The following is a 21,591-nucleotide window of genomic DNA, read 5'->3' on the forward strand; positions in this document are numbered from 1 at the left end:
ATTACAGCCTACTTGTCCTAAACGATGCTACTGAGCATATCATGCATGACCGCAGCGAAACCGTGGACAATAACGAAGACGTCACCATCCACGGCTACCGCCAAGAGAGAGTCAACAAAAGCAAAACGGAAACCATTGATATCGCAAAGGCTCTTACTATCGGTGCTGGGTATCAAGTATCTGTAGGTGCCAGTAAGAATGAGACGGTGGGGATTAGCTCTACGGAAGAGGTGGGGGTATTAAAATCGACCATAGTAGGCAAAGAGTACACCATCACTGTCGGAGAGAGCACCATCCATATGAGTTCCGAGGGAACCATAGAGATCACCGCAAGCAATATCCAAGTTGTAGGAAACGAATACGTTGAGATCAAAGGGAAGAAGGTTTGTGTGAATGGCGGGTGCGAGGGGGAGAAGAAGGCAAAAGAAAAACAAGAGCAAGAAAAAGAAATATCCTTATTAAGATTTGAAGATGAAACAGTTTAATAGAACACAAAATATTGCCCTAAAAGCCAATACAAAAAAAATTTCCAATGGCACAAAAATAAAGGTATCATTAACTCCTTATGATAATGAGAAAAAATCATTAGGAAAAATAAAGAAAGCCCAAGCTGAAGTACAAGACAATGTTGCAAAATATGTTTTCAATGTAGAAGGATTTGGAAAAGAACTAGGACTTGATCCTAATAAAATTGGCTTCATTGGTGCATGGATAGACAGTGATAATGATGGAAAAGTAGACTCCGATGAAGAAATTATGCTTGAAATTATCGAAAAAGAAGTTCTTATTGTTGTTGGAACCGAGCAACATGATTTTGACTATGGAATGGCTTTGGCCTTCCCTGCCCAAGCTGTTCGGGAAGTCCGGGAAAATTATCCGTCTCATACGCATCTAACTATCATAATGTTCACTGATGGATATACTTCTTTGTCACTAGACATCATCAAACGAGATGCAAAAAGCTGGAATCCGACAATTTATTTTAAGAAAATCAATTCAACTGCTGAACTCATAAAATATATCAATGAAGGAGATGCAACCGTCAAACGTTCTACAACAAAAATTGAAACGGTTAAAATATTTTCACATGGATATCCTTCGAATTTAGTATTCGGACTCGATGGAAAAAATGGGGATATTCAACAATTTGGAATAGGCGATGTTCCAAAACTAAAACTTAGCTCTTTTGTAACAACAGATCCATCAATCTATTCTTATGCTTGTCGAACAGGGAATTTAGGATTACTAAGTGCCATATCTTATGATGACACAACATGGAGAGAAGAAGTAAAACCGCAAAATAGTTTGGCTCAAAAATTAGCCAATCATTTAGATGCAAAAGTATATGCGTATATCACTAGAAGTGATTATAATCCAACATGGAAGGATGATGGAGATACAAGTGGATATAAGGCCACAAGAATGACAATTGAAAATGAGAAAATAAATGCAACAGCTAAACAAACTTTCAAAATTTTAACCATGCGACAAAGAAATAATTGGGATGAAATGATATGGAATACGAAAGGTGCATACAAGCCTCCTATTGGTGGTACTACACCTAGTGGTTTACCTACAGGACTTTTTTTATTTCAAAAGGATAAAGAAGAAATAAAGGCTGGGAAATGAAAAAACTAACTTTTAAAAATATTTTATTTATATCATTAGTTGCATATATTGTTATTAGCGTAGCAGGTTCTTTTAATTATTTTTCTATGGTAGATAATGAAAGCTTACCATCGTTTGATCGATTAAATTATGGTCCATTTATAGTCATTGGTTTTTTTTGGATTTTGATATTTTTTTTACCGTTTCAAATATTTTTAAAGTACATAAAATCAAATTTTAATACATATGTCACTTTGACTGTTTTAATGCTTGTTTCTTTGATTTTTTTAGATGCTTATTTCTTTCTTGATGGTAAATATATGTACACTACATTTTCAAGAAGTGAAATGCTTATAGATATATTCTTCAATACTTTTTTAAGCATTCTCATTTCATCAATAGTATTTTTTTTCTTCCTCAAATGGTCTCTAAAACCCAAAGGTGACAATAACGGATGACAAAAAAAATCGCAATTATTTTGCTCTCAGTGAGTCTTCTCACATACTTCAGCTTTCTTTTTTTCGTTACGACAGATGAGCAAAAAACACTTATTCCAAAGAATTCGATCGATTCGCTGGTCGTCTATAAATCAAAACATCGTTTATTAGCCTATTCGGGTACAAAACTCATGAAAACTTATCCGATTTCTATCGGTAAAAATTCAATAGGTCACAAAGAGTTTGAAGGGGATAAAAAAACGCCTGAAGGTAACTACACCATCAACACCAAAAATCCAAACAGCGGATGGCATAAAAATTTGGGAATTTCATATCCAAATACCGAGGATATCAAGCATGCTAAGAGTTTGGGTAAACCACCGGGAGGGAATATCAAAATCCATGCTCTTCGTAACGGCTTTGGATTTATCGGGAAACTGCATCGATCGTTTGATTGGACAAACGGCTGTATAGCTGTTACCGATGAAGAGATCGACGAACTTTACGATGCTGTTAACCTCGGTGCATCCATTGAAATACGTCCTTGAGAGCTATTGCAATATACAGGAGCCAAAATGAAATTTATCGTGTTTTTTTTAATAGCAATAGCCTTTCAAGGGTGCTCCGGTATATATTTTATAGTAGGATCAACCGCACAAAAGTTTAATGATTTAGCCGAATATGGTTTTCATAAGCCTTCTGTTGAAGAAATTGAATCTGAATGCAATCAGCATATATTTCGTGATGTCATCGTCTCTTTTCCGGAGTCTACACAATCAATAACAATAAAAGAACTCAATACCTCTATAAAGATAGAAACTGCACTCGCAAAAAACTATGACAATTCCTTTGTAGTTCGTAGACTGGAAGGGAATACAACCTATTCAATCACTACCGATACTAATCAAAGCTATCTTCTCTCCGAGCTGATTGGTCACTTTAATCCGCGATGTCATATGTTCGGATGTGAACCGGTTTGTTCGATTGAAGAATATAAAATAAATGGCCAAAACTCAAATATTATTCTTTTAAGAGAAGGGTTGGGCAAAGTTTGGTCAAAATAAGACTCGGTGCGTCAATTCAGATACTTCCATTAAAAGGCAAAATATGAGAATTTTAGTCATCCTGATTTTTATCATTTCCGTCACTTTCGGAGATATTCAAATACACCCTAGTCTTTCAAAAGGTTTTTATCTCAAATTGAGTGATAGCGCTATGGAATTGACGAAAGATAAAGTAGTTTATGATCCAACTTATTATGTACTAGCGTATCCCAAAGGAGATGTCCCTAAAAGTAAAGGGGTTTGTACTGATGTTGTGATTCGAGCCTATCGTAAGATGGGAATTGATTTACAAAAAGAGGTTCACGAAGATATGGCGGCTCATTTCAATCTCTATCCTAAAAACTGGGGACGTAAAACGACGGATAAAAATATTGACCATCGCCGAGTGCCGAATTTGATGAAATTTTTTTCACGCAAAGGAGAGAGTCTCCCCATCACTCAAAATCCTTCCGATTATAGAGCAGGCGATATAGTATGTTGGAATCTTTACGGCGGGATAAATCATATAGGAATTGTGGTTGAGGCAAAAAATGGACAAGGGGTCAATATGATCGTGCATAATATCGGAGAAGGACAAAAGCTTGAGGATCGTCTCTTTTCGTATAAGATCATCGGTCACTATCGCTATAAATAGTAAACTAAAATTTTCCCTCGCTATCCTAATATTTGATAGTGCTCTTGATTTGGATTAGTAAATTTAAAACAATGCTAATAGAAATGAATTGACATAAAATGGATACCTAATTGTGTCCATTTTGCTCTATACTTCTTTATTACTCAACAGGAGAGATACCATGCTAAAAGAGTTGTTTTATACCGGAATGGGCGGAGCGTTATTGTTAAAAGAACGGGTTGAAGAGGAACTCAAAAAGCTCGAAGAGAAAGGAAAACTCAGTGCTACGGATTCCAAGAGTTTTTTGGAAGGGCTGAAAACGCGCGGCGAAGATGAAGAAAAACGGGTTAAAGAAGAGCTCAAAACTGCGATAAAAGAGGTGATTGAAGAACTCGGAATTGCGACAAAAAAGGATATCGAAGCGTTACGAGGGTGAATTCTTTGTATTCGCCGTATCGTCTTTGGAGTGTTTTCCGGCTTCTGCTGTCGTTTTATCTTTTACTGAAAAAGAGGGAGAGTTTTTTAGGGATTTCTCCCCTTTCTCCTGAGAAGCTGGCAGCAACAATCACGGAGCTGGGGGCAAGTTTTATCAAACTGGCACAGGTACTGGCAACACGAAACGATTTTTTCGATGAACCGTATTTGGACGCGCTCAAAACCCTGCACGATGATTTGCCGCCTATGGCGCCCGCCGCGTATGAAAGGGTAATGGCAAAGGCGTTTCCTACTCTCCCGTTTATCCGTTTTAATCCACAGCCTATCGCTTCCGCTTCGATCGGTCAGGTACATGAAGCGTGGCTGGATGAGGATACAAAAGTAGCGGTAAAACTTCGGCGCGAAGGGATCGAAAAACGGGTTCGTGCGGATATACGGATACTCTCATTGTTCAATCGCCTTTTTAAACCTCTCTTTTCCCATACGACGCGTCATTCGATCGAATCGGTTATCGCCGAATTTTCGACTATGATCGTCAAAGAGTGCAGTCTGAATCAGGAACGGATGAATTTGGAGAAGTTCTCTCTCATGTACGCGGATGCAGGGATTATTTTTCCGAAAAGCTACGGTGCATTCAGCTGTGACGATGCGCTGGTAATGAGTTTTGAGGAAGGGTGGCGGTTTGATGATCGCACCAGTATTCTCTCCGGCGGTTTTGATATCAAATCCCTCATCGATAAACTGGTACGGTTTTATACCGACCAAATGTTGGTCAAAGGTTTTTTCCATGCCGATCCCCATCCGGGGAATCTTCTGGTTAATCCCGACGGCAAGCTCGTATTGCTTGATTTCGGGATGGTGAAACGGGTGCCGAATGACACCCGAATCGCCATTATAGAACTGATCCGTGCCGCAAATGAGCGCGATTTCGAAGCGTATGTCAGTGCCGCAAAGCGATTGGGAACGGTAGCGTATGATGCTCCTGCGGCAGAACTCGCCGAGTTTACGGAGCGGATGTTTGATATCTTCGGCAACGATGCACTCGATAGCGGAAGCATGCAAAAACTGGCCTTTGATGTGTTGGAACAAACCCGAAATCTCCCTTTTAAACTCCCTCAGGAAGCGATCTATATTCTGCGGGTCAGTGCCATAGTCGAAGGGCTGGGAACGACCTATATCGAAAATTTTAACGGCATCAAAGACATCCTTCCGATTCTTCAGAGTAATATTCCCCGAGCATTGGGGATGAAAGAGTCTATTTTAGAGACGTTGATCGATGAAATTAAACACATACCCGATGATATTACCGCATTGCGATATCTTATTCGCCGAGCGAGCAAAGGGGAACTGCAAGTCGAGCTTTCACCGCTGCAATACGATCTGATGAAAAAAGAGCTGCGGAATGCAACCGCGCCGCTGTATATGGCACTGATTTTACTCTTGGGTGTGCTCGGATCATGGATGGCAGGGATGAATGAGATTGCTTACGTTCTTTTGGGTGCCGCAATGATGCGGCTTTGGTATCGGTAGGTTCACCCTTTGTTTTGCCGGGAGAGATAGTTGTATACTCCGGTACCCACAATGAGCATCGTAACGCCGACAATAAGATAAAAAGCATTGATTATTTTACTGTAATCATCCAGGACGATTTTAAATACAGCCATTAATGATTCGATAGAGAGAGCAATGATGATAGAGGTGAGAAATTTACTGAGGGATTTGCTCTGAACATCACTGCCGTATTCGAGTGTTTTAAACAAGACTTCATTTTCAATCATGGTTTTGGCCAGATCGTAAATCGCCAATCCGATCGTAATGGAGATGATGGAGGTAAATATTTCATGCATTACCTCATTTTGCTGATGATTGACAAAAAGCATGGCTCCGAAGATATAAGCTCCGTACATAATTAAAAAGATAGATACAATCCCAAGTAACGAACCGCCCAAGCCCATAACCATTTTATTTATTTTTTCGACAAGGCTGTTATGTTCAATCAGGCGAAGATCTTCTAAGAGTTTGAGCATGTCAAAGTCGGCAACGAGATACCCTCTCTCTTCTTGTTTTACTGCTGTAAGTGTGGGTCGTCCGGTCATGTGGTGCAGGTAAGGATTACTGATGTGTATCGGTTCATCTAAAAAACTGACCCACTTGAAATAAAACGATTTATCGGCTCCTTCCCGGCTCTCGTCATCTTCTTTTCTGCCGTAACTTGGGGTTGACTGGACAAATGTTGGTGAAACAGCATAAATGATTTCTGCTGCCTTTTCAAACTCAAAAAAGCGCTTCATATCATTTATATCATGTGAGATCGGATGGAAGCTACCCAACGTAGTGCGCAGATAAAATTGTATACTGTTCTTATGCTCTGTATAGATCGTAATAATTCGTTTCATTGAAAACTCCTCTAGCCGAGTATTCAATTTAAATTGTACATCTATTTGGATTAAAAACGGTATGAAAAAGGGAGATAAGATAAGAGTTTAAGGTTATTTACGGATAAAATATAAAAAATACATTCGTTATACTGATGCCTTTATTCGTCTTTTGGGGTAAAATAAGATTTTAATACTGTTTAATTATGTGATTGTTTTTTTTAACTTTGTAGTATAATAGGACATAGTACATAAAAATTATTTAGGCTAATTGATGAAAAGTTCTGCAAATTCGTTAGAGACCTCGAAAGGCTTTATCGTACATCCTTCTCCCAAGCCTATATCGTATCGTCTCATGCTTACACTATCGATGATGGTAGTAATTTTCACTGTTGGAGTAGGAGCACTTTTCGTCCAGCAGCATTATCACCTTTTAGAAGACAGAGTGACTATTCAAGTTAACGGACTATCGAATGATTTTCATCTTCTTATAAATCAGCAAACAGCCGGTCTCTCGACAGCATTACAGCCGATTGTTGCTGATGAATCGCTCAAAAAAGACCTTATTGAAGGTAATCGTGCCCATTTGTTGGTAAAGTGGAAGAGTGTTTTTGAACATATGAGAAAAGAGAATAAAGTCACCCATTTCTATTTTCTTGATAAAAGGCGTGTGTGTCTTTTACGTGTACATAAACCGGAAAAATACGGTGATCTGATCAATCGTTTTACGGCACAAGAGGCTGAGTGGACTCGAAAGACTTCATCGGGAATTGAAATCGGTCCTATGGGCACATTTACACTAAGGGTAGTACAGCCGGTATTTGAGGGCAATACGCTGATAGGCTATGTTGAGTTAGGAAAAGAGATTGAAGACGTCTTGGATGTCCTTCATAAATTTGGTTCCAATGAGATAACGGTTTTAATCCATAAAGAGTATCTGAAGCGTCCTGCATGGGAAGAGGGAATGCGCATGTTAAAACGTCAGGCTGATTGGGAACAATTGCCTCGCAATGCGCTTATCTATACCTCGATTCATGGTCACTTTCCGGATGCTTTAGTATCAATGATAAAACAGCACAGTGCGCATATCGATTTTAGTCTGAACATGGATCAAGAGCTCTTTTATAATACAAAAAGATGGCGGGTCTCGATCATACCCTTAAAAGATGTATCCGGTAAAATCATCGGCGATATGTTTTTAATGAATGATATCAGCACCGAGCGATCTGAATTTATCCATTTTTTGGTTCAAAACATTTTAATTGGGCTTGTCCTAATGGGCTTGCTGTTGAGTTTTATTTTTTTAGTATTGCGTCGAACGGATGAGAGTATCAATCTACAGAAAAACAGTCTGCAGGAGAGCCAAGAAGAGATTGATACTTTGGCTTTTTTTGATTCGCTAACCGGTTTACCCAATCGCAGACTTTTATTAGACAGGTTAAAACAGGCCATTGCCAATAGCTCACGCAGCAATAATTACAGTGCGTTATTATTGATTGATCTGGACAATTTCCAAACACTGAACGATACATTGGGGCATGATGTAGGGGATATATTGCTTCAACAGGTTTCACAACGTCTTTGCAGCTGTGTTCGTGAAGGAGATACGGTAGCACGATTCGGAGGTGATGAGTTTGTCGTGATTTTATTAGGACTGGGGAACAACAAAACCGATGCTGCCAGTATCAGTGAAGTTGTGGCTGAAAAAATTCTTGCTTCATTGAACCAGGTCTACGTGTTAGGGAACATAAATCATCGCAGCACAGCGAGTATCGGCGTTACATTGTTCAGAAGCGATCGTATTTCCACCGATGAATTGATGAAGCAAGCCGATCTCGCAATGTATCAGTCCAAGGAAGCGGGACGTAACGGACTAAGTTTTTTTGATCCTGAGATGGAATCTGCTCTTAAGAAACGGGCATTATTGGAAGAAGATTTACGCAAAGGGATTGATGAAGATCAGTTTGTTCTCCATTATCAGGCTCAAGTAACCGATAGCGGTACTATTTCCGGAACAGAGGTTCTTGTGCGTTGGCAGCATCCTCAACGCGGTTTAATCGGGCCAATAGAATTTATCAAAGCTGCTGAAGAGACTGGGTTGATCTTGCCTTTGGGAGATTGGATTTTAAAAACGGCATGTATGCAGTTGGCGGAATGGTCACATATTTCACAGACAGAAAGTATGACGATGTCAGTTAATGTCAGTGCACGTCAGTTTAGTCAAAGTGATTTCGTGGCACGTGTTTTATCCATTCTTGATGAGACCGGCGCAAATCCTAAAAGACTCAAGCTTGAATTGACTGAAAGTCTTTTAGTGCACAATATTGAAGAGGTTATAGAAAAAATGGCTGCTTTGAAAGCAGCAGGTGTGTGTTTTTCTTTGGATGATTTCGGTACCGGTTATTCTTCTTTGGCGTATTTAAAAAGACTTCCACTTGACCAATTGAAAATAGACCAAGGGTTTGTCCGCGATATCCTAGTGGATTCCAATGATGCCATCATCTGTAAATCAACCATTGCATTGGCTGAGAGCATGGGTCTGTCTGTAATAGCTGAAGGTGTAGAAACACAAGAACAACGTAATTTATTGGCAGATTTGGGATGTTGTGCCTATCAAGGATATTGGTTTGCTCGACCATTGCCGTTAGAAGAGTTTGAGACACTATTAAAAAATTCACCTTATGATTCAATAAGCGAAAAAGAATGAAATTAAAGAGTTTAAAAACGAAGATATTACTGACTCTATCGAGTGTCATTATAGGTGTTGCAGCAGCTGTAGCTCTTTATAATATTATCCATGAAAAAGGGCAAAATGATCTTCGAACGGAAGAGACGTATCGGAATGTACGTCTCAACTATGAAGAGAGTATCCGTGAAACCGTCCATTTTTATACGGCGCGTGCCAACTCCAATATCAATTCCCCAGGAGTTTTGGATGCGTTTGTCTCTCGAGATCATGATCGTCTGTATCAACTGATTTTACCGCGATGGAAAGTAATATCAAAAGAGAATCCGTCTTTGATCGTTATGCAGTTCCACAATGCGGACGGAACATCTTTGTTGAGAATGCATCAACCTAATGTATATGGAGACCCTATTGCATCACAACGCCCAATGGTTGCTTACATTCATAAACATCATACCTTGGTATACGGATTTGAAGAGGGACGACAGGGATTAGCCTTTCGGATACTTGTCCCTGTTTTTGAGCATGAAGTATATGTAGGTACGGTAGAGTTTGGCTTATCGACCCGCTTTATTATCGAAAACATTCGCCGACATACAGGCTATGACTCTTTTTTTCTTGTGAAGCAAAATATGTTGGGGATTTTTTCCAATGTTGATCGCTATCTTCAAATCGGTGAATATAAAGCAATCGATCTTGAGCCAAATCTAATCCCCTTGGTCAGATTGTACAAAAGCAAGTATGATTATCTCCAAAACAGTGTTATTAATGATACGAACCAAACCTTTGCGATTACAACGGTTCAGGTAAAAAACTATCTGAATCAACCGATTGGGGCGATTATGTTTATCCATTCAGCTCCAGATTTTTTGGATCATGTTGTTCAAATGGTTATTGCTACGGGACTAATTGCATTGATTCTGATACTGACATTAGGGTGGCTTATTAGCCGGCTTTATGATTCCATCAGCGACAGGATGATGTTTCAGGAGTTTTACAGTCAAGCCGTTCTTGATTCGATCCCTTCACCTGTTATTGTTACGGACGGACATCAGCTTATTGCTGCAAATCAAACTTTTTTGGCGTATTTTCATTATGCGGATATTTTGGATTTTAAACGTGAGCATTCTTGCGTTTGCGAATATTTCGAAAAAGGGGATACGGAAGAATATCTTATGCCGATGCTCAATGATCAGCGTTGGACGGATTATATGGTCGATCATCCTACAATAGATCATAAAGCAAAAATAATTGTGGATGATAAAGTTACTATATTTGATGTCAAACTCTCTCTTCTGCGCTTTAAAGAGGAGAGCCGATACGTCGTTATTTTTACCGATATCTCCTCGATGCAATCGATCTCTATGACCGACCCGTTGACCGGGATCGCAAATCGACTTCACTTTAGCATGGTGTATGAACATATGATCAATGTTTCCGTTCGTGAACAACAACTTCTGGGTATCATCTTTTGTGATATTGACTATTTTAAACAGATAAATGACCGATACGGACATCTTACGGGCGACAAGGTGTTGAAACACATTAGCGGCTTATTGGTACAACGGTTGCGTAAAAGTGATATTTGTGCGCGTTGGGGAGGAGAAGAGTTCGTCATTTTGCTTCCTGATACTACTCTTGAAGAGACATACCAAGTAGCAGAAGCTCTTAGAACCTCTATTGAACTAGAAACATTTGAGATGAGTGAAAAGTTGACCTGTTCATTTGGAGCCGCAGTTTTAAAAGAAAATGAATCGGCAGAAATGTTGTTGAAACGTGCTGATGAATTGTTATATGAAGCAAAATCAAGCGGTCGGAACAGAGTTGTCCGGCAAACAGTATGAGACATGCTTTAATAAGATAAGGCTATAATTACTTTTAGTCGCTTCAATTAATCAAAAAAGGAGAAGCAATGGATGAGTTGTTTGTCCAGAACAGTGTTTTAGCATTGATCCTTGGGTTTATTATTGGATTAGAGCGTGAAATGCATACGATTTATGCGCAAAAGAAGAGAGATTTCGGCGGCTCCCGAACTTTCTCCATGATTGCATTATTGGGTTTTCTTTCCTCATGGTTTTCTTCTTTTATTCCCCATTTTTTTCTTGTCGTTACCGCAATCATCGGGCTTTTTCTCATCAGTACCTATATTGTAAACAGTGTAGATAATACGGATAAAGGTTCAACAACCGAATTTTCAGCTTTGGTGACATTTCTGATCGGAGCCATGCTCACATTCTCTTCCCCGATGCTCTCTGTCTTTATGGCAATTATCGTGTTGTTTGTTCTGAATCTAAAAGATAAAATCCAAGAATATGAAAAAACAATTGCAAGACATGAACTAAATGCTGCGGTTATGTTTATGATGATGACTTTTGTCATATTGCCGATACTTCCGGATCGTGCTATCGATCCACTCGGTTTGGTCAACCTTTATCGGATATGGATTATGGTCATTCTTGTGGCGGGAATTTCATTTTTCGGCTATATCATGATACGTTTTTTCGGTGCGACATATGGTATCGGTGCGGCTGGACTTTTCGGCGGGCTTATTTCATCAACTGCAGTGGCGATGAATATGGCCAGACGTATACATGAAAATGGCTTTTTTGCAAAAAACTTTGCCATCGGAATTACATTGGCATCCTCAATGATGCTGATTCGTGCCGGGATCGAGGTATGGGTCATTAACCCACCTCTGGCATATGCTTTTTTAATCCCGATAGTTCTCGGAAGTCTCAGCGGGTATGGATATATCGGATACCTTTATATGACTACCAGCCGTGAAAAAATTTCGCAGGATTTAAAATTTAATAATCCGTTTGATTTGAAAGAAGCATTGATGATGGGACTCATATTCGGTGCGACATTAGCGATTATCGGGATAGTCAATCGCTACCTTGGTGATGCGGGAGTATTGGCCGCTTCATTTGTTTCCGGTTTTGCCGATGTGGATGCGATTATACTGTCATTATCGACCTTGTCTAAAACAACCTTAAACCCGTTGATTGCACAGCAAGCCATCATCATCGCCATTGTGAGTAATTCGTTGACAAAAATGGCTTTAGTACTGATTTTAGGGAAAATGGTGTTGTTTCGATTGGTCTTTTTTTATTACCTTATTGCGATCGGAACCTTTGGGATAGCGGCTTATTTTACATTGAGTTGATTGAAATAGGTTTTTGTTACTTTTCGATTTCGGCTTAAAAGTGATTCAATGATATACTATTGCACCATTTGACCAAATCTTCCCATGATCACCTGTAACTTCGATACTATCAGCACCTGACCCAGTGATATTATAACCATTGCTGTCATTACTGTCTTTGACATTATTATTTATTAATATCAATCGGTTAAACTTGGCATTCCAACAAGCATAAGCCGGTCCTAGATTATTGGATATATCATTATTTTTTACTATGATAGTAGCTGTGGGATTTGTGCTCATATATACTAATCCTGCACCGATAGAAGCACTACCATTTAAATTGATATCATTAGTATGAAAAATAATATTATTTGCGGCAGGTGATTTTGCTCCTGCCACTTCATTATTGTGTAAATAATTACCTGCTACTTCAATACTATCATTAGTACTTAAGTCCAAACCATAGTTTGCATTTTCAAAAGACTCGTTTGAATATATGAGCATCTTTGCTAATGTCCATACCTTGGCATCAATTCCATGTAAAGCATTTGATGTCTTATTATATCTTACAGTAACACGCGAATTTTCCAAGGTATTTTTTGTTAGATAGGAAATAGCTGAACCTTGATCTCTTTTAAAGTTTTTGGCTTCTATAAACTCTATAAGACTATTCCCTTTTGCTACATAATTATCGATACCATTCAATGTTGTACCATTTCCGTTGAGTGTAAAGTTTTTAATAATAATATTCTCTCCTAAAAGATTTACAGCTGATCCGGGAGAGGTGGTCGTTACTGTATTACTCAAAATCGTTTTTCCAATTCCCATTCCTTCTAATATGATATTATCAGGAATCTTAATTCCATTTATTGTATTGATCGTACATGAGGGCATCACTATTCTTCCGCCTTCTTTTGGAACTGAATTAATTAGATTTTGTAGTGCTGATTGTGAGCACTCTATTAAAGGGTAGATATTTTCAGAAGGGATTATAAAACCTTGAAATCCCCATGTGGGATTTTCCAGCGGTAAGCATTCTTTGGTTTGAATACGATAATATTGATCAACCTCACAAGGTGCTTTTATTGGTGATTTGATATATGCATCGATCATAGTTGTATAATTTGAGAGGACAAGGACTTCAATCTGATTTGCACTGATTTGACCGTTTACCCTTTTTCTTAATAGTGTATTAGTCGCTACTGATGATGTTAGAGTTAGTTTCTCTGTTTCTGCTTTTAATGAAAGTATTGCATCTTTTGGGATGGCTAACTCATTGACTTCAATACTGTATTGCCCGTATTTATTAGAGGCACCTTCACCTATTTTGCTTCCATTCACGTATACACTGACTGCGGCACCATTTACTATATTTGATCCTGTAGGATATGTTGTCACTAAACCTGAAATACGAAGTCTTCCATTGGGAATTTTTTTGGCAAGCATTGCTGACATCACATCGGTTCCATTAATAACAGCTTGTACCCTTGAATCATTCCAAAAACTTTGAAGTTTTGCGTCCCCATATGCAATTTGACTTTCCGGTGCTTGGATTAAGTTATGTATTGCTTCTTGTAAAGCAGCAATACCTATTGAATTGGAATCGACTATACGAGCAGCTAAATCAGCGCAAAAAACATGCATATTAAATCCACTGTTATTAGCTGCTGACAAGACTGCATTGACCAGACGGTTCATGGCTTGATTACCTTCAGTTGCACGATAGGCTTCTACTCTGTTTGCGAAACCAAGTTTTGCGGCCAAAGTACCACGATTGATGGTGTAATCTGCCGCTGCTAATGTATTAATCGGTGTAATGGTAAAATTTTCATCCATTAATACGGTTGTATCAACTTCAAGCGAGCTGAACTGAGTTGGTTCGTCACTATCAAATTTACCATTACCATTTAAATCGATAAAGCCTCCAACTGCTATGATTCTTGATGGTTTATCACTGCAGTTATTGAGTGAGTAAACTCCTCTGCCCAGATCAGTAAAGCCTTCACATACCGATGTTTCACGACTAATTTTATAAGCATCTGTGATATTCTTTACGCCAATCAGTCTTGCACCGAGAATTAAGTCGTCTGACACTAGGACATAATAACTGGGATTTCCGCTTATGCTGTTTGGATATGCATTTCCGGTACTCATACTACCGATTCCGCTACTAAGAATCTCCGAATTATTACTGCTTCCAGAACTCCCGCACCCGAATAAAAAAATGCTTATTATTAATGGAAAGAAAAAAAACTTTTGAGAATAGAAAAATAGATGAAGGCTAAAATTGGACAAAGTGTTAATCAAAACTATCCTTATTTATTTTTATGATAATAAATTTATAAGTATTGTATCAAACATATGGTAAAAATAAAAAACAGTTATTTTAAGTTGATTGATTTTAAGAGATGTTTTGCTATTCTCTTCCAGATTATAAAGGATAATATAAATGGTTGAACCCGGTGTATTAAAACAGTTGCGCACTATTTTGCAATCGTATAGTCTATTGTATGTTGAAGACAATGTAGGGCTAAATACACAGGTAACCGCTTTATTTAAAAAAATCTTTGAGACGGTATATACGGCATATGACGGAGAAGAGGGATTAGCGCTTTTTAAAGAGCATCATCCGAGTATTGTTATTACTGACATTGAAATGCCTAAAATGGATGGTTTGGTAATGTCAAAAGCAATTATGCAAATCGATCCCGAAGTAAAAGTAATCGTCACTACGGCACATGATGATCCGGATTTACTTCATCAGGCGATTCGTATCGGGGTATTTGATTATCTTGTTAAACCGATGCGTGTTGAAACACTCGCCAAAACGCTTGCACGTTGTGCCCATATTCTCAAAGAAGAACTCCATCGTAAAATTTTTAATGCCAATTTGCACTCTATTTTCAACTATCAAAACAGCCTTACTCTTTTGTTGCAAGGACAAAAAGTGGTTATGGCAAATCAGCCGTGTCTGGAGTTTTTTGGGGCTGAGAGTGTGGATGTACTTCGTAAAAATTTTGAGTCTTTTGGAAGTATGCTGCTCAAACACAACAGTTTTTTATACAATCATGACGGATATGAGTGGTTTAGTGAAATTACTGGAAATCTCGGAAAACTATTCAACGTCAAAATCGCGGCCGCTGATGGAGATCATCACCATTTTATTCTCCGATATCAAAGCATTCCGGACAGAGATGGGTATGGGGTACTAACACTGAATGATGTGACAGAATTGGGACTGCTGAAACTTTATGATGCTACTGCCGTTGAACAGGAACGTTTGCTACAAGATGAAAAAATGGTGTATGGGCTGCTTGAAATGGCAATGCAAAACGGTGCTAAAATTCGAGCGCACAATCTTTATAAGGGGCTGAGCATTACAAATGATGCCCTTATAACTTCGGTTAATCATCAGGAAGCTACACTCCAAACCCCGTATGTGCAGCTCAAGGCAATTCAATTTGAGGAGGAATTTTACCTCACTTCCGAGTTGTTCCCGGTAACCATTTTATGTACAGGTATTATACGGATTGATTTCGATGCGCAGCGAGTCTTCTTTAATCATTACAGAATGGTTCAAACCTCACCAACAAGACGGGCAGCGATCCGTGTGACTCCGGACTCGAGCTTGAGTGCTACATTATTGTATGAAGGGCATAAATATGATGCAGAAATTAGTGTAATGGATATTTCGATCAATGCGGTTCGCCTTCTGTTGCCATCCCTGCCGGCAGGATTTGAGCCTAAGCAATCAGTAGTTCTAGATATGGTGTTTGATACTCCTCCCAGACCGACAATTATTAATACACCTGCAGAGGTGTTCCGTATCAAAGAGAATCAGCGAAGCTATGAGGTAGTATGCAGATATGACCTGCATGGTCAGGCACAAAAAAATCTTATCGATTACATCGCGAAACAGCAGATGGTACTAATCCGCGAATTTAAAGGAATGCAATATGAAAAATGAAACACTGCTTTATGAAGATGAAAGTCACAAATGTGTGATGTTCAGTCTCGAAGATGAAGAGCATAAGGAACATTCTCTTTCGGTCAATCAGTTTTTGATTATTCAGCATGAGAGTGCCATTCTAATCGATCCGGGGAGCGGGGGGATATTCGGTGAACTCTACGATGCCGTAGCCCGTCATATCGATCCGGGTAAGATCAAATTTATCTTTTTCTCACACCAAGACCCTGACGTTGCCGGTGCTATTGCCGAATGGAGTGTCGCTACGTCGGCAAAGCTTATTATGTCTCAGTTGTGGACCCGTTTTATGGGGCACTACGGTTTGATGGATATGGGACGGATTATCGCACTTGAAGATCACGGTGCACGGATTAAATTCGAGCATGATTTTCTGCAATTCATTCCGGCACACTTTCTCCACAGTCCGGGAAACTTTTCGCTTTATGACAGCCGTTCAAAAATCCTTTTTTCCGGCGATATCGGTGCAGCCGTTCTTTCTCCGCAAAATCTGAATAAAAATGTGGATGATTTTGAAGAGCATCGTCCTTTTTTGGAGAGTTTTCATGGGCGATATATGGCGGCAAACCATTTTTGCCGGGCATGGGTGAAATGTGTACGAAAATATGAGGTAGCCATGATAGCACCGCAACACGGATCCTTGTTTAAAGAGGAAATGGCACACCATTTTTTAGAGTGGTTTGAAAAAGTCGAGGGAGGGTATGAGCATTGCGAGGAGCTTTACGGGTGTTGATAGATCCGCAGTAATCACAGAACATAGGGGTTTTACGGCAAGAGTGTGGTAGAATGCCGATATTATCCGCGCCTACGGTTGGCGCTGCTACGAACTTGCGCTCAACTGCACTTTTCACCCAATTTTTTCCCCTTGCCTAAAACCGTCCTAAGTTACGACTTTGGTTGGGCCGAACCACCAAAGGAACCCCTTTATGACATTTACCGATTTAAACCTTCATGCGTCGTTGCTTAAAGCAATCACTGACCAAGGCTACACAACGCCTACTCCCGTTCAAGCCCAAGCAATCCCTTTTATTTTAGAGGGTCGAGATATGCTTGCGGGTGCACAAACCGGGACAGGTAAAACTGCCGGATTTACGTTGCCGCTTTTGCAGATACTTACCGAAAAAACCATACCGAAATCGAATCGAAAAATTCGTGCTCTTATCCTCACACCGACACGTGAACTTGCAGCACAGGTAGCGGAAAGTGTCAAAATCTACGGAAAATATCTCCCCCTTAAAAGTGCCGTTATTTTCGGAGGAGTGGGGATTAATCCCCAAATCACGATGCTTCGTAACGGAATTGATATCCTCATCGCGACACCAGGGCGTTTGCTCGATCATATAGGGCAGGGGACGGTTGATCTTAGCGGAGTGGAAGTTTTCGTTCTTGATGAAGCTGACAGAATGCTTGATATGGGATTCATACGCGATATCCGACGTGTTATTACGATCCTCCCGAAAAATCGACAAAATCTCATGTTTTCAGCGACTTATTCGGATGAGATCAAAACATTGGCAAATACCTTGCTTCGCAATCCTGCCGAGGTGGAAGTAGCACGCCGTAACACATCGAGTGAACTGGTAAAACAAAGTGTCATTCTCGTCGATTGCAAACGCAAAAGCGCATTGCTCGGAGAGCTGATCGGCAAACATAAATGGGAACAGGTTCTCGTCTTTACCCGTACCAAACACGGTGCCAATAAATTGACCGAATATTTCCAAAAAATAGGTATCACAGCCGCAGCGATTCACGGTAATAAAAGTCAGGCCGCACGAACAAAAGCGCTTGATGATTTTAAACGCAGTTCGGTCAGAGTCCTCGTCGCGACCGATATTGCCGCGCGTGGGATTGATATCGATGCACTGCCGCATGTCGTTAATTTCGAACTTCCGAATATTGCGGAGGATTATGTCCATCGTATCGGTAGAACGGGACGCGCGGGATGTGAAGGAGAAGCCATTTCACTGGTGTGTATCGATGAAGCTGATTACCTCAAAGGGATCGAAAAACTGATCAACAAAAAGCTCGATAGCCGCATTATCGAAGGGTATGAGCCGGATCCTACTATCAAAGCCGAACCGATTCAACGCGGCCGCGGCGGAGCAGGCGGAAGTAGCAACCGTGGCGGTAACGGCGGCGGTGATCGCGGCGGAAAACCGGCACAAAAACGTGATAGCGGACGTCATGAGCCGAAGCGTCGCGATAATGATCGACGATATTAATAAAAATTATTGTGCACTAGGGATAACTTTTATCTTTAGCGTTGTACAATAAATACAAATACTCTTTGGAAAAAAAAGACGGGGTGAGAGTGATACGGTTTTTCCTTTTTCTTCTTATAAGTATGGTGAGCATTCTAGAAGGCAGCAAGCTGGAAAAAGTCTCCGTGCAGCTGGATTGGAAATATCAGTTTGAATATGCCGGTTATATAGCTGCCAAAGAGAAAGGGTATTATCATGATGCCGGGCTGGATGTTGAATTACGCGAATATCACGAAGGGACGGATGTTGTATCTGACGTTCTAAACCGAAAGAGCAACTACGGTATTTATAACAGCAGTATTGTTGTAGATAACGGAAAAATCAAACCGATTGTCGTCATGGCAACTTATTTACAGCATTCCCCTCTGGTTCTTGTAGCCCGAAAAGGAATTGATAATCCGGCTGCTTTGGTCGGAAAAACAATTATGGGAACTCAAAACGAACTCAAACACAGTTCTCTATCCCTTCTTTTATCGCATTTTAATATTACCTCGCGCAATACCCATTTTGTTGATCAGACATTCAGTATCGATCCTTTTGTCAAGGGAGAAGTCGATGCGATGAGTGCGTATCGTTCCAATCAGCTTTATCTTCTCGATCAGATGCATATTCCGTATGAAATCATTGATCCTGTGGAATACGGATTCATCATGAATGCCGGAAATCTGTTTACTTCACAGCGAGAAGCCATCGAACATCCCCTCAGAACCCAAAAATTTATCGATACGACAAACCGAGGATGGGAATATGCAGCTCAGCATCCCGGTGAAATGATTGATATTCTTATCCAAAAATATCATGTGCAAAAATCTCCCGAAGCTCTCGCGTATGAATCCAATGTCATTTTAAAACTGATGATGAGTGATTTTTATGCCATTGGTGAAACCAATGAAGAGACGACGACTCGTCTTTATAAACAGCTTGTTCGAGTAGGGGCGATCCAAGAAGATCAAAAACTCGGGAAATTTTTATTTAAGGATATTGTCGCCGGTTCTATCAACAGTGTTCAGCTTACTCCGGATGAAAAACTCTATCTGCTGCAAAAGAAAAAAATCACGATGTGTGTTGATCCCGAGTGGTATCCGCTTGAGGCTATTCGGGATGGGAAACATATCGGTATCGCTGCGGATGTAATAAAAACGTTTCAAAGCAAGCTCGGTATTCCCATTGCGCTGGTTCAAACGTCGAGTTGGAATCAATCGTTGGAATATGCAGAGTCTCATCGATGCGATATTTTGTCTCTTGCCGCCAAAACACCGGATCGGATGAAATATCTTCATTTCACTTCGACCTATTTAGCGGTTCCTCTGGTTATGGTCACAACGATGGAAAAACCGTTCATCGAAGATATCGATTCGCTAAAAGAGAAAAAAATCGGAGTGGTCAAAGGATACGCTACCTTTGGGCGTCTCAAACGGCTCTACCCGACGCTCGACATTGTCGAAGTCGCATCCGTGAATGACGGACTCTCAAAAGTAGAAAACGGACAGCTTTACGGATACATTGATAATCTGGTTGTGACCTCTTCGTATATCCAAAAAGAGTATACAGGAAGTTTGAAAGTCTCCTCACGTCTCAAAGAACGAGATGAGCTGAGTGTTGCTGTACGCCTTGATGACCCAAAATTGTATGACATTTTCGAAAAACTCGTTCAAAATCTGGATGACAAGACACGACAGGATATCTATAATCGGTGGGCATCAACGATTGAACAGGTCGCCGTAATCGATCAGAAATTGGTATGGAAAATTTTTGCTGCAGTCGTATTGGGGCTATTAGCATTTACCTGGAGATTTTTTATTCTTAAACGATATAACTCTAAGCTTCTTGAACTCTCCATTACCGATAAACTCACCGGATTGTACAATCGTCAAAAATCCGATGCAATGCTTCAGAGTGAACAAAAAAAAGTCAATCGTTATGATACATACCACTGTTCGGTTATGATCATAGATGTAGACTATTTTAAACGGGTAAATGATACTTTGGGACATCAGATGGGCGATCACATTTTGCAGCTATTGGCTAAAATTTTAAGAGAAAATCTTCGCCAAACGGACATAATCGGACGATGGGGAGGTGAAGAATTTATGGTTATTCTTCCACATACGTCATTTGAACAAGCAACTGTGGCAGCTGAAAGTATTCGCAAACAAGTTGAACTTCACCCTTTTGGAATGAGTGATTCGATCACCATCAGTATCGGTGTCGGAGAACTGAAACGAGGGCAAAGTGTCCATGAAAATATAGGACGAATCGATTCGGCATTGTATGAGGCGAAAAACGGTGGACGGAACAGAGTATGTATAGGATGAAATCGAATTGAGTGATATGAAGGCTTCTTGTAACGCAAAAATTATTCTTATCGGTGCCTCTACAGGAGGGCCCGGGATAATCGAAAAACTAATCACCGCATTGCCTGAAAATTTCTCTGTTCCTGTCTGTATTGTTCAGCATTTTCCTTCTGAATTAACCCCTTCATTTGTCACTCGGCTTCAAACATGTACTTCTAACCGTGTTGTTGAGTCAGAAGAGGGATTGATATTGGAGAGAGGATTGGTTATCGTGGCCAAAGGCGGTGTTCATTTGGGCTTCAGTGTCGGTGAAGACAAACGGCCGATGATACATCATATCCTAAGCGGGATTCGCAATGATTTTATACCCAGTGTGGATGTAATGATGCTCAGCGCTGCAGACATGTATGAGCCCAAATCCATTTTGGCCATACTGCTCAGCGGCATCGGTGATGACGGGGGTGATGGGATGGTAAAAATCAAAACATTAGGGGGACTGAGCGTATGCCAGGACGAAAAAAGCTGTCCGGTGTTCGGAATGCCGGGACGGGCGATTGAGCGCGGCGGTGCAAATGCGGTTCTCTCGGTGGATGAGATTACCGAAGCGATAAAACGGTTTGGCGAATGATAAGAGAAGACGTGATAACATCGCTCTTGAAGCGGATACAAAACGAGACAGGTATTG

Annotated in this window: 17 protein-coding genes and 1 pseudogene; 16 read left to right on the plus strand and 2 right to left on the minus strand. The window is 40.2% G+C overall.

The genetic code is table 11. The features are described 5' to 3' along the window. From PHP90_RS10105 to PHP90_RS10140, 8 genes and pseudogenes are all read left to right on the plus strand, one after another. Positions 1-485: pseudogene (locus PHP90_RS10105) on the plus strand (hypothetical protein); the annotation flags it as partial. After that, positions 472-1,629, plus strand: coding sequence for a hypothetical protein (locus PHP90_RS10110; protein ID WP_299929121.1), 1,158 nt, complete (start codon positions 472-474; stop codon positions 1,627-1,629). The pseudogene PHP90_RS10105 and the gene PHP90_RS10110, both read left to right, overlap by 14 nt. Next, on the plus strand, positions 1,626-2,066 hold the full coding sequence (locus PHP90_RS10115) for a hypothetical protein (RefSeq protein ID WP_299929124.1): 441 nt from the start codon (positions 1,626-1,628) through the stop codon (positions 2,064-2,066). The genes PHP90_RS10110 and PHP90_RS10115 overlap by 4 nt, the downstream gene beginning before the upstream one ends. Then, complete coding sequence (locus tag PHP90_RS10120) at positions 2,063-2,593, plus strand: L,D-transpeptidase family protein (protein ID WP_299929127.1); 531 nt, start codon at positions 2,063-2,065, stop codon at positions 2,591-2,593. The genes PHP90_RS10115 and PHP90_RS10120 overlap by 4 nt, the downstream gene beginning before the upstream one ends. Positions 2,594-2,620: 27 nt before the next feature. Further along, positions 2,621-3,109, plus strand: a complete 489-nt coding sequence (locus PHP90_RS10125) for a hypothetical protein (RefSeq protein WP_299929130.1) — start codon at positions 2,621-2,623, stop codon at positions 3,107-3,109. Positions 3,110-3,152: 43 nt separating this feature from the next. Then, positions 3,153-3,743, plus strand: a complete 591-nt coding sequence (locus tag PHP90_RS10130; RefSeq protein ID WP_299929133.1) for a DUF1287 domain-containing protein — start codon at positions 3,153-3,155, stop codon at positions 3,741-3,743. A gap of 160 nt (positions 3,744-3,903) precedes the next feature. Then, a complete protein-coding gene (locus PHP90_RS10135) occupies positions 3,904-4,158 on the plus strand; it encodes a hypothetical protein (protein ID WP_299929136.1) in 255 nt (84 codons plus the stop codon). Continuing rightward, positions 4,155-5,687, plus strand: coding sequence for an AarF/UbiB family protein (locus PHP90_RS10140; RefSeq protein WP_299929139.1), 1,533 nt, complete (start codon positions 4,155-4,157; stop codon positions 5,685-5,687). Before PHP90_RS10135 ends, PHP90_RS10140 begins: the two co-directional genes overlap by 4 nt. A gap of 2 nt (positions 5,688-5,689) precedes the next feature. On the opposite strand, the gene PHP90_RS10145 is transcribed toward PHP90_RS10140, so the two are convergent. After that, positions 5,690-6,553 (minus strand): hypothetical protein, encoded by an 864-nt coding sequence (locus PHP90_RS10145; RefSeq protein ID WP_299929142.1) that lies wholly within the window; start codon positions 6,551-6,553, stop codon positions 5,690-5,692. 253 nt (positions 6,554-6,806) lie between these two features. Here PHP90_RS10145 and PHP90_RS10150 point away from each other — a divergent pair, with 253 nt between their 5' ends. The 3 genes from PHP90_RS10150 (at position 6,807) to PHP90_RS10160 (ending at position 12,384) form a co-directional block, all read left to right on the plus strand. Further along, positions 6,807-9,239, plus strand: a complete 2,433-nt coding sequence (locus tag PHP90_RS10150; RefSeq protein WP_299929145.1) for an EAL domain-containing protein — start codon at positions 6,807-6,809, stop codon at positions 9,237-9,239. After that, positions 9,236-11,062 carry a diguanylate cyclase gene (locus PHP90_RS10155; RefSeq protein WP_299929148.1) on the plus strand — a complete coding sequence of 609 codons (1,827 nt, stop codon included), beginning with the start codon at positions 9,236-9,238 and terminating at the stop codon, positions 11,060-11,062. Before PHP90_RS10150 ends, PHP90_RS10155 begins: the two co-directional genes overlap by 4 nt. Positions 11,063-11,130: 68 nt before the next feature. Next, positions 11,131-12,384 (plus strand): MgtC/SapB family protein, encoded by a 1,254-nt coding sequence (locus PHP90_RS10160; protein WP_299929150.1) that lies wholly within the window; start codon positions 11,131-11,133, stop codon positions 12,382-12,384. Positions 12,385-12,429: 45 nt separating this feature from the next. On the opposite strand, the gene PHP90_RS10165 is transcribed toward PHP90_RS10160, so the two are convergent. Then, complete coding sequence (locus PHP90_RS10165) at positions 12,430-14,520, minus strand: hypothetical protein (RefSeq protein WP_299929153.1); 2,091 nt, start codon at positions 14,518-14,520, stop codon at positions 12,430-12,432. Between the two features lie 295 nt (positions 14,521-14,815). Between PHP90_RS10165 and PHP90_RS10170 the strand changes: the two genes are divergently transcribed. The 5 genes from PHP90_RS10170 (at position 14,816) to PHP90_RS10190 (ending at position 21,534) form a co-directional block, all read left to right on the plus strand. After that, positions 14,816-16,333 (plus strand): response regulator, encoded by a 1,518-nt coding sequence (locus tag PHP90_RS10170; RefSeq protein ID WP_299929156.1) that lies wholly within the window; start codon positions 14,816-14,818, stop codon positions 16,331-16,333. Further along, positions 16,323-17,084, plus strand: a complete 762-nt coding sequence (locus PHP90_RS10175; protein WP_299929159.1) for an MBL fold metallo-hydrolase — start codon at positions 16,323-16,325, stop codon at positions 17,082-17,084. Before PHP90_RS10170 ends, PHP90_RS10175 begins: the two co-directional genes overlap by 11 nt. 193 nt (positions 17,085-17,277) lie before the next feature. Beyond that, complete coding sequence (locus tag PHP90_RS10180; RefSeq protein WP_299929162.1) at positions 17,278-18,573, plus strand: DEAD/DEAH box helicase; 1,296 nt, start codon at positions 17,278-17,280, stop codon at positions 18,571-18,573. Positions 18,574-18,638: 65 nt separating this feature from the next. Continuing rightward, the gene (locus tag PHP90_RS10185) at positions 18,639-20,927 is read left to right on the plus strand and encodes a diguanylate cyclase (protein WP_299929165.1); all 2,289 of its coding nucleotides are present in this window, start codon (positions 18,639-18,641) and stop codon (positions 20,925-20,927) included. A 16-nt stretch (positions 20,928-20,943) separates the two neighbouring features. Then, the gene (locus tag PHP90_RS10190; RefSeq protein WP_299929168.1) at positions 20,944-21,534 is read left to right on the plus strand and encodes a CheB methylesterase domain-containing protein; all 591 of its coding nucleotides are present in this window, start codon (positions 20,944-20,946) and stop codon (positions 21,532-21,534) included. Positions 21,535-21,591 lie beyond the last annotated feature (57 nt).

The organism is Sulfuricurvum sp. (assembly GCF_028712165.1).
Lineage (GTDB): Bacteria > Campylobacterota > Campylobacteria > Campylobacterales > Sulfurimonadaceae > Sulfuricurvum.